Source organism: Oliverpabstia sp. (assembly GCF_022785585.1).
Lineage (GTDB): Bacteria > Bacillota > Clostridia > Lachnospirales > Lachnospiraceae > Oliverpabstia > Oliverpabstia intestinalis.
In genome coordinates this window covers 1-9207 of record NZ_JALFPR010000035.1, presented here as the reverse complement: position 1 = coordinate 9207, position 9207 = coordinate 1, and the positions used below count along the sequence as shown (strand labels likewise).

11 protein-coding genes are annotated in these 9207 nt (G+C 46.3%); all 11 read right to left on the bottom strand.

What is annotated here, in order from left to right:
- Positions 1-28: 28 nt before the first annotated feature.
- A complete protein-coding gene (locus MSA64_RS01990; protein WP_154431445.1) occupies positions 29-442 on the bottom strand; it encodes an HIT family protein in 414 nt (137 codons plus the stop codon).
- A gap of 226 nt (positions 443-668) precedes the next feature.
- Positions 669-1394, bottom strand: coding sequence for a rhomboid family intramembrane serine protease (locus tag MSA64_RS01985; protein WP_022171479.1), 726 nt, complete (start codon positions 1392-1394; stop codon positions 669-671).
- An 89-nt stretch (positions 1395-1483) separates the two neighbouring features.
- Complete coding sequence (locus MSA64_RS01980; RefSeq protein ID WP_154431446.1) at positions 1484-2845, bottom strand: DUF6382 domain-containing protein; 1362 nt, start codon at positions 2843-2845, stop codon at positions 1484-1486.
- A 17-nt stretch (positions 2846-2862) separates the two neighbouring features.
- Positions 2863-3339: a TadE family protein gene (locus MSA64_RS01975; RefSeq protein WP_154431447.1), complete on the bottom strand. Its 477-nt coding sequence runs from the start codon at positions 3337-3339 to the stop codon at positions 2863-2865.
- A 52-nt stretch (positions 3340-3391) separates the two neighbouring features.
- Positions 3392-3787 carry a prepilin peptidase gene (locus MSA64_RS01970; RefSeq protein WP_154431448.1) on the bottom strand — a complete coding sequence of 132 codons (396 nt, stop codon included), beginning with the start codon at positions 3785-3787 and terminating at the stop codon, positions 3392-3394.
- A gap of 50 nt (positions 3788-3837) precedes the next feature.
- A complete protein-coding gene (locus MSA64_RS01965; RefSeq protein WP_154431449.1) occupies positions 3838-4806 on the bottom strand; it encodes a TadE/TadG family type IV pilus assembly protein in 969 nt (322 codons plus the stop codon).
- Positions 4787-6280 carry a DUF5702 domain-containing protein gene (locus tag MSA64_RS01960; RefSeq protein WP_287890310.1) on the bottom strand — a complete coding sequence of 498 codons (1494 nt, stop codon included), beginning with the start codon at positions 6278-6280 and terminating at the stop codon, positions 4787-4789. The genes MSA64_RS01965 and MSA64_RS01960 overlap by 20 nt, the downstream gene beginning before the upstream one ends.
- 63 nt (positions 6281-6343) lie before the next feature.
- Positions 6344-6511 (bottom strand): Flp1 family type IVb pilin, encoded by a 168-nt coding sequence (locus tag MSA64_RS01955; protein WP_022171485.1) that lies wholly within the window; start codon positions 6509-6511, stop codon positions 6344-6346.
- A 79-nt stretch (positions 6512-6590) separates the two neighbouring features.
- Positions 6591-7955 carry a type II secretion system F family protein gene (locus MSA64_RS01950; protein ID WP_277663392.1) on the bottom strand — a complete coding sequence of 455 codons (1365 nt, stop codon included), beginning with the start codon at positions 7953-7955 and terminating at the stop codon, positions 6591-6593.
- A complete protein-coding gene (locus MSA64_RS01945) occupies positions 7952-8647 on the bottom strand; it encodes a type II secretion system F family protein (RefSeq protein ID WP_205839896.1) in 696 nt (231 codons plus the stop codon). The genes MSA64_RS01950 and MSA64_RS01945 overlap by 4 nt, the downstream gene beginning before the upstream one ends.
- A gap of 31 nt (positions 8648-8678) precedes the next feature.
- Positions 8679-9207 (bottom strand): CpaF/VirB11 family protein (locus MSA64_RS01940; RefSeq protein ID WP_287890307.1); only part of this gene is annotated, 529 nt, incomplete at its 5' end.

Genomic DNA, 9207 nt, shown 5'->3' with positions numbered 1-9207 from the left:
GATACACCTTATCGTCCTGTCCGTTTTGTTACATTAATGCGGCTGTCACTTTCGCAACAATCTCGTCTCTCACTTCATCCTTCAGTTCGCCCGGTTTCCAGGTGATACCTGCCTGATCGCCATTATAGCGCGGAATCAGGTGCATATGAAAGTGAAATACGGTCTGACCTGCCACTTCACCATTGTTCTGTACAATATTAAAACCATCGCAGCCCAGTGTTTCCGTCATGGCTGCTGCCATTCTTTTCGCCAGAACCATCGCTTTTGCAGCCATCTCTTCCGGAATCTCATACAGGTTTGCATAATGATGCTTCGGAAGGATCAGGGCATGTCCCTTCGTTGCAGGACCAAGATCCAGAATCACACGAAAATCATCATCCTCATACAGGGTAGCGGACGGGATATCTCCGCCGGCAATTTTACAGAAAATACAGTCACTCATATTTATTCTCCTCTCTGTTTTGCATTATTGTTCTTTTTTCGTAACTATTCAGCACACCGTTATTCCGCGAGGTGTTTTGGCATGAATATGCCAAAATCCCGAGACATGCAAGTCAAAATCCCATCGCCGAAGGCGATTTTTCATGGATTTTGACTCGTAACTGTGAGGGTACTGAACAGTTACCTTTTTTCTTACCATGATACACGCATTATCAGAAAATTTCCAGTCATCTTGCAACATATTCTTTTCTGTTGCGATATGTGGTTTTTTTATGCACCGTAAACAGTACTGTCAATACAATTCCACCGATCAGACCGCCCACATGAGCCGCATTATCAATCTGCGCCGCCTGTGAACCGTAGTAGATCGTAACCACAATGACAAACACCAGCCGCCGGATCACTATTTCTCTCACCTGCTTTTTGTTTTTGATCATCAGAACAAAAACTCCACCGATAATTCCATAGATCGCCCCGGAAGCACCTGCGCTGACAATGTTGCTCTGCGACTGAATGTCCATATACAGGGACAACAGATTACCCACCAGTCCGGAGCCAAGATAGATTGCAAGGTATTTCCAGTGTCCCACTGCATTCTCCACCATATCTCCCATAAACAGCAATACCGCCATATTATTTGCAAGATGATAGATTCCAAAATGCAAAAACATAGAAGTAAACAGCCGATACCACTCTCCATTCAGAATGAACGGTCTGCAAGCGGCACCCCACTGCAACATAAACCCGGTATCCTCTGTACTCCCCAAAAACTCCATGATAATAAAAATCACCACATTGATCCCGATCATCAGCAGATTCATCCAGTTTAACGGGCCCCTGAAGATTTGTTCCAGTGCATCCGGTGTGTTACTGTTCTGGCTGTTCATCCGGTAATACGCTTCCCGCCTTCTCTGCTCCTCCTGCTGCCAGTCTTCATCCTGATACCGGTTCATATATTTTCCTCCTGTCAGACATCAGTTATATTTTCCTCATTATATGCCCACACTTTCTGTTTTACAAGGAAAATCAACGAACCTGTCTGCTATATCTTCACCTGGTATATCAGGTCAGCAAACCGAATCTGATCGCCATTGATCAGTTCCTGTTCCTCTTCTCCATAAAGTTCCTGCTCATTGACCCAGGTTCCGTTTCTGGAATTCATATCTTTCAGATACCAGTTACCTGCCCGTTGTTCGATACTGGCATGGACCCGGCTTACTGCTGTGGATGGCAGGACAAGATCTGCCTGTTCTTTCAGTTGTCCGATGATGGTGAGACGGGTTGCTTTTTCTATCCGAAACTGCCTGCCACTTACCGGGTGCAGTTCCTTCAGAATCAGACCGCCCTGTTCTCCTCCGTTTGAAAGAATCTGGGTATAGGTATCCCCTCCCCATGGAATCCGCTTTTCCCATGTGATTTCTTCTTCCGGCTCTTTATCCTTCTCCTCCCATTCTCTGATATCTGTTTTCGAATGCCTTGGCGCTTCTTCCGATGTTCCCTGATAGATCGCAAATTGTTCCTCAATCTGTCGTTCTTCTTTTTTTCTTTTTCTCACAACCACCTGCCAGATCAGAACAATTAATATCGCCATCACACCCGATGCTGCCCAGGTTCCCAGATATTGTGGAACATATTCCAGAACAGCATACCCTGCCAGTGCATACAACAAAACTCCGATAATTCCCAGCACCATTCCGACCAAGACAGGACTCACCCGCCCGTTTTCTCCTTCCTCCTCTTCTGAAGAAAAGAAATCTTCCAGTACCGCTTGTCTGTTATCTCCGAAATATGATGTTTCCTGATATTCTCTGCTTTTCTTCTCCTGACAGGCCTGAAGTTCTGTTTCTGTCGTTTTTCTCTCTTCCATCAGCCGCCGTTCCAAAACACTTTGTAACCCCATTACCGAGAACGTATCCTGGATCGCATACTGGTAAAGTTCATAAACTACCGATACTCCGGTCTGTTCCTGATGATCCAGTCGTGGAAGCAACTCTTCCAGAAGTTCCCGAATCCCCTGTTCCAGTTCTTTCTCCGCTGCGGGAAGACAGCAAAAAGAGGGATAGCAGCTGACAGGATCAAGATAAATATAATTCCAGTCCAAACAGATCTGATCTGCCGGTATCAGATATTCCTCCAGCTGTACCAGCACCTGTAACAACCCCTGAATAATAAGAAGCACTTCTGATCCTTTTACTTTTTTTAACCTGCTTTTTTCTGCAAGCGATATTTTTGATGTAATATCATAATAATACAGTTTTTTCTGATCCATTCTTCTGCACTCACACCCAAGAAGCCCCTGCACCTGATTTTCGGTCATCATTCTTGTGATATAATTTTCTGTCTTCTCCCCGGTCTCTACCACCAGATAATTGTGCTGCAAATCTCTTCTGTAATCCATCTTCATCTCTAAAAACCTTCTTTTTATGTACGAAACGCAATCACTTTTCTCACAAATATAACCGGTCGTATGATTTTTTGTCCGATCTTTGTCTCAAACTCCAGATGCGGCCTTCCCCATACGGGTACTTTTCCTGTTATCTTTACCCATACTTCCTTCTGATTTCCTGTAATCTCACCTGAGATACCTTTTCCCGAAAATCCACTTTCACTACGCTTTGTTTTCCATTTTTTCTCTGCTTTTTCCTGTCCTGTTCTTCCTTCCAGCACACCATATCCACTTCCCTGAACAGATACCTCACATCCTGCCTGCGTATACCAACATCGCAAATACACATAAAAAGTAAGCGAAAGCAGAAAGGTAAGAATCATCACACACAACGGAACTACCAGCGATGCCTCCACCGTAAGAGAACCTTTTTTCCTTCGTCTGTCCCTTTTCTTTATCTGATTTGCTTCCGGATCCCTGCTGTACCTTTTCTCTTTTCCTGTCTCTTCCATATTTCAGCTCCTTTTTTGTATATTCACAAACCTTTTCATCTGTTTCCCGTTCTCAGATATACTGCACCAGATATCCGGCCAATAAAAACGGTACAAAAGGAAGTTCCTTTTTTCTTCCCATTCCCAATGCCAACATGCAGACCCCAACCGCTGCCGCCAGAAGAATCGCTGTCTGAAAAATCACACATGCCTGCTGTATTCCCTGGATCCATCCGATCCCCATCAGCACAATTCCATCTCCGCTTCCTATCTGATCCGACCTCCACAATGATGCAAGCCACAGACAGATTCCCGGAAGAAGACCACTCCAGCAAAGTTTCTGATCTGTTCCTAAATATATAAACGCCGTCAGAACAAAAACTGCCACGGTCCACACAATATCCACTTCTTTTCTTCGCCAGTCAGTCCAGCTGTTTACCATCAGATAACCGGTTGTCAATACTCCCATCTTTTTCCTTTCCGCACACTGCCGCAAATATTTTTGGATCCCTGACCTTTTTAACCTGTGTTTTCACGACATCGCTCACATTGGATATATGCCTGTATTTCAGATTTTTTCACCAGACGAACGGTTCGTTTCAGCCCGCTGCAGGATGCCTGACTGTGATAGCAGTCTCCTTTTTCCGTATAGTAAACCAGGGCACTGTCACCGCCGCACCGTTCACAGACATGATATTTTCCTCCATATTCATTCCGTTTTTGCTCCACCTGTGTTTTTATTCCCCGATGAACCGAGAGATCCAGATGGGTACAAGATTCTGATGTATGATATACGCTCTCATACTCTGTCACATAAACCATTTCTCCGCCATCTGTTCCCTCGTTGTCTGTATTTTTCGGGTCATATCCGGTCCAGGCATGCACCACACTGCTGTTCGTCACCTTAAGTTTTGATACCGGAAGGATTGAAAATGGCAGTTGATACAACACTGTAGCTTTCAGTTGAATCTTATGATTTTCATATCGGGATCCGATCAGACTCACTGCTGCGCCATCCCCGAGCTCCGGAAGATGTGCTTTTGCGTAAGCGATGCAGACACCGGAAGAAAGTACTCCTGTCGGCGTGTTCACCCCGGAATCCCCGCTTTCCACACTGGCATACATACCAAGCTCCTGTGCGCTCTGATGCAGAGATGTTTTCACAAGTGCCTGCACCCGGTACAGATCCATTATTCCAAGCAAGGTACAGATTCCAAGCAGAAATAAAGGGATAACCAGAGCTGCTTCCACAGTAAGCACCGCCGGGATCTGCTGCTTTTTCCCCCGGGTCTTCCGAAAGAAACAAAGAAATACTCTCCGCTTGTTTTTGCAGATAGCCTGAAGAGATCCTTTACCTTTCTTTTGTTTTTTTATTTTCGGAGAGTATATCTTTATTCCTTTCTTTATGGCTGTCTTCATTCCTGTCCTTTCCATATCTGTATGTCCGTCTTTTTCAGACACCTTTCCATCAGTCACTTCCCATTGCATATCCGTAATCTCTTTGCAAAGAAAATGTCTTTTCCGCAAAAGTCACTCCCATGTCAACTTCCAGATAGATCACTCCCTGATCCAGACGAAAATTTTCTTTTCCTGACATTCCCCGTATCACCGCTTCCACTATATCCATCGTCCGCTCAGTCTGAACCTCTGACTTCCCTGTCATCAGTAAAATTCCAAGATATTCCTGATATGTCATGCCCTTTTGTTCCACAGCTCTGCTGTTTTTCAGTAACTCTGTAATCTTCGCCAGCTGATGAATCGATACCATCCAGGTGCTCCCTGTTTTTACCAGAGGAACCTTACCGCCCGCCAGTAACTGTCTTACATCCAGCAGGCTCTCTCCGAAAGCCCAGGCTGCCTGCAGTGCAAGACTTACGATTCCTTCCAGCGCCGGAAATCCTATGGCAGCACAGATGACAAGTGCCATTTCATGAATCTCTGCCTGTCTGGTCGGATCCTGTAAAAGATACATCATATTGGCAGCTTCCCTGGCTGCCAGAAGACGGTATACCACCGCTTTCAGATTTTCCTGATCGGTGTTCTTTCCACCAATCACATACTCCAGCTGGTACCGCAACGGATCTGTCGCATGCTCCATACTGGTATAATCAGTAAGATGCTGCATCATATACGCCTGAAAAATCCCTCTTGTCAGAACCGTATCCTCCTGCGCCCCATAAAACGGTATCCCCATACCGGTCTGCTTTTTCCGTCTGCTGAGTCGTTTTTCTTTTGGCAGTCCCTTCTGTGACAGCTCTTTTCCCGCCGGAACCACCAGTGCCAGAATGCTTTTTTTCTGTAACTGCCGGATCACATCCAGCGGATTGACAAAATCAGCCGGAACCTGGACCACGGCTGGTTGTTGTCCTGTATTGTCCGGATCCTGTCCCTGATTTTGACCGGCTTCTTTCCTGGCTTTTTCATAACTGTCCATAGACTGTTTTACATCGATATCACTCCCTCTCTTTTCCTGTTGTTCAAAAATATCTTTCTGTTGTTCATATTTTTTCATAAGAAGCTGTATCCCCTGAATACCAAGTGTCTCCTTCATGTAGTCCACCGCCTGCGCACGATATCCGCGTCCATGCTCATCTGACATCAGTGTGTATGCAGTAATTGCCCCCGAGACAGACGAACATTTCCACAGATTTTCCCCACGAACACCTGATATTGCTCCATCCGGACGACAACTCTCTTCCATACATTTTTTTACCGTTTGATACATACACTCCGGCTTCCACACTCCGGTTCCATAACTTCCATCCACCATAAAAACATGATACCTTTCCAGCAGTTCCCGGTCATACCCGGCAAATACCGAATACAGACCTTCTTCCACACCGGTTTCCGCCTGTACGCGTCCTCCTCCAATCTGTACCGACTGCAGAAGTACCTGAAAGACCAGCAGAAAGACTGCCAGAAAAAGACTGGTGAATACCGTTATACTTCCTGATTTTTTCAAGGGATACCTTCTTTCTTTGGGAAATATGTCGTAACTGATATGTTTTCGTTGACAGGTTACTTTTTAGATGCTGTTACTTTGCTTTGTTATTTTTGCAAGAATATTATTCACCAGACTGACCAGCTGTTTTTTAAAGATGGCAACCAGCCCGACGAGAACGACAATGATCAGAATCAATTCCACCGTTCCCAGTGCGTCTTCTTCCTGCATAAATCTCTGTAAGAGTGTCATATTTTTCCCTCCTTTCCGGCCCGGAGATATTTCTGATCGCCGAAACATCACAGATAAGACATGTTTCTGTTCTCCACCGTCAGACTGCGAATGTCAGCCATGCCGGCACCAGCAAAATCACAAACACCACGAGCAACATTAAAATCATCGGGAACAGCAGCCTGGTGGATGCCTGCTCCCCAAGGATCTGCGCCTGCTGCCTGCGAAGCCGCTGCGCCTGTTCTGCCTCTTTTGCCAGAATCTGCTCCACTCCAACGCTTCCTTTCTGCAGGCACTGTACCAGAATGGAAGACAATGTACGATAAGACAACAGTCCCCAACGCTCTCCCAGCTGTTCATAAGCCTCTTTTTCTCCAAGACCGCGTTCCATCTCTCCGCATACTTCCACAAGTATCTCATAAGCCTTTCTCACCTCCTCCCTGCGCATATAGGAAACATAATCACCGGCAATCCGTTCTACAGATTTTCGAAGATTCATCCCTGTACTTAACAGTAGCTGCAGTTTTGTCACGATCTCCGGATAGTCCTGCTGCATCTGTTGCTGTTCTTCCTTTTTATGCTCTTTTTCTTTCTGCTGCCGATGCAGAAGTACCATAACCGGAAGGGCGAATGCCAGCAGGGCTACTCCGTACTGCATGCCATCTCCTACTTTTTTCCATACCAGCTTTTCTCCATGCAGTGTTTTCGGAAGCTGCATCCACTCTGAACCTTTTTCTGTATCTGCATTTGCCTTTTCCACCATATCTTCTACCTGCCTTTTTTCATCAGATATTTCAGGAAATACCAGAATATCCCAGCTTTCATTCCGTTCCTGCCCCTGAAGTCCTATGATTGCTGTCAGCGTTACCGCTTCCCCATCTTCCCTGATGTTCTCTCCATGCTTTCCTTCCCAGTCAAGAATCTCCGGACGACTGCTGAACCATCGAACAGTCACCGGGTACTCCTGCAGTTCTTCCCGAAGATACAACGGATGATCTACATGCTTCAGCGATTCATTTTCTCCAAGTATCTCTTTTTCAATCGCGCCGCGCACCTTGGAAAAAATGGTTTCTATCTCCTTCTCAGACAATTGTTTTTCTATTACATCCACTGTCATGGATTCCTTTTTCCGGTTTCCCTGCTCATCTCTCCATTCTACTTCGAGATTTTCTTCCTGTATCCCCTGACCATATGCCGGCCGTCTTAACTGTGAAATCTCCTGACCGTTCTCTGCCTGCTCTGTCACTCCCGCTGCAATCAGAAGCACTCCTGCCACCAGCACTGCCAGCTCCGTCTGCCAGATACACTCCTCTGTCATCCATTCCGGAAGCTGCCAGCCATGTTTTCTTCCCCACCGTTGAATCCACCTGGCACCTTTTTGCTTCCGGTTTCCTTTCTCTCCGGAAACCAGAATATAAAATATCCCTGTCAGCAGCAAAAAAGCACTTCCCAGTACTATATTCATACCTGAATCCTCACAATCTTTCTTCCCATTCGGAAACTGAAGAGATACACACCCAGACACCCTGTCATCACCAGTACTCCCGGCAGATTATGATATAAGACATCCAGAAATCCGCGGGAAGTCACCTGCATATAAAGGATCATCACTCCCGGAACCATACTCATCACCAGCTGTTCCAGCTTCTTTCCTGCGATCGCTACCTGAATCTCCCCGGTGACCCGTATCTTCTCTCCCAATACTTCTGCCAGATTCCCAAGAATTTTCCCGAGATTTCCACCGGAACGCCGCGCAATCAGAAAGATATCCCCAAAATTACGGATTTCCTCTACACCGGAGCGCTGACCCAGATTCCAGAACAGCTGCTCCACCGGTACACCCACCTGCATCTGACTTTCCATATAGCGCAGTTCTCTCACCAGATCATCTCCATTCCCAAAAAGCCGTTCCATCTCTCTCCTGCATTCCGTCACCCCCTGTTCCATCGAATATCCTGCCCGCACCGCTGTCTGCAGCCCCTGCAACACCTCTTTAAAATGATTCCGGAGAATCCGCCGTCTCCGCTCTGCCAACTCCTTTTTTCTCCAGCGGACATACCAGATTCCAATCGGAATTCCCAGTCCCCATGCCCACCAGGATCGATAACAGAAAAAATTGATGATCCCTGTAATCCCGATACTCTGCAGGATACACAAGATCCATTCCTTCTCAGAAAGCACATATATTTTATAATTCTGCCTCACCGAAACAGCGTTCCAGTTTTTCCCTGTGCTGTAATTCCCCGATCTTTTTAAGCTGATCTTTTTCCCTTCTATACAGTCCATGCATCCGTACCTCTCCATCCTCATATCCCAGAATCTCTGCAATCTCTGCTACCTGTCGTTTTCCGTCTCTTGCCCTTTCCATATGCACCAGAAGTTCTACCCCGGAAGCAATCTGTCTTCGTACCGCTTCAAGTGGCAGTTCCATCCCCATCAGCACCATCGTTTCCACACGAGAAATCATATCTCCGGTACTGTTGGCATGTGCGGTTCCAAGGCTTCCGTCATGGCCGGTATTCCATGCCTGCAAAAGATCCACTGCCTCCTCACCGCGAATCTCACCCACGATGATTCTGTTTGGTGCCATACGAAGAGCTGTACGGATCAGATCCCGGATCGTAATAGCCCGGTTTCCTTCCATATTGGCAGGCTTTGCTTCCAGACGAACCAGATTTTCCACACCCTGGATCTGCAGTTCTGCCGAATCTTCAATT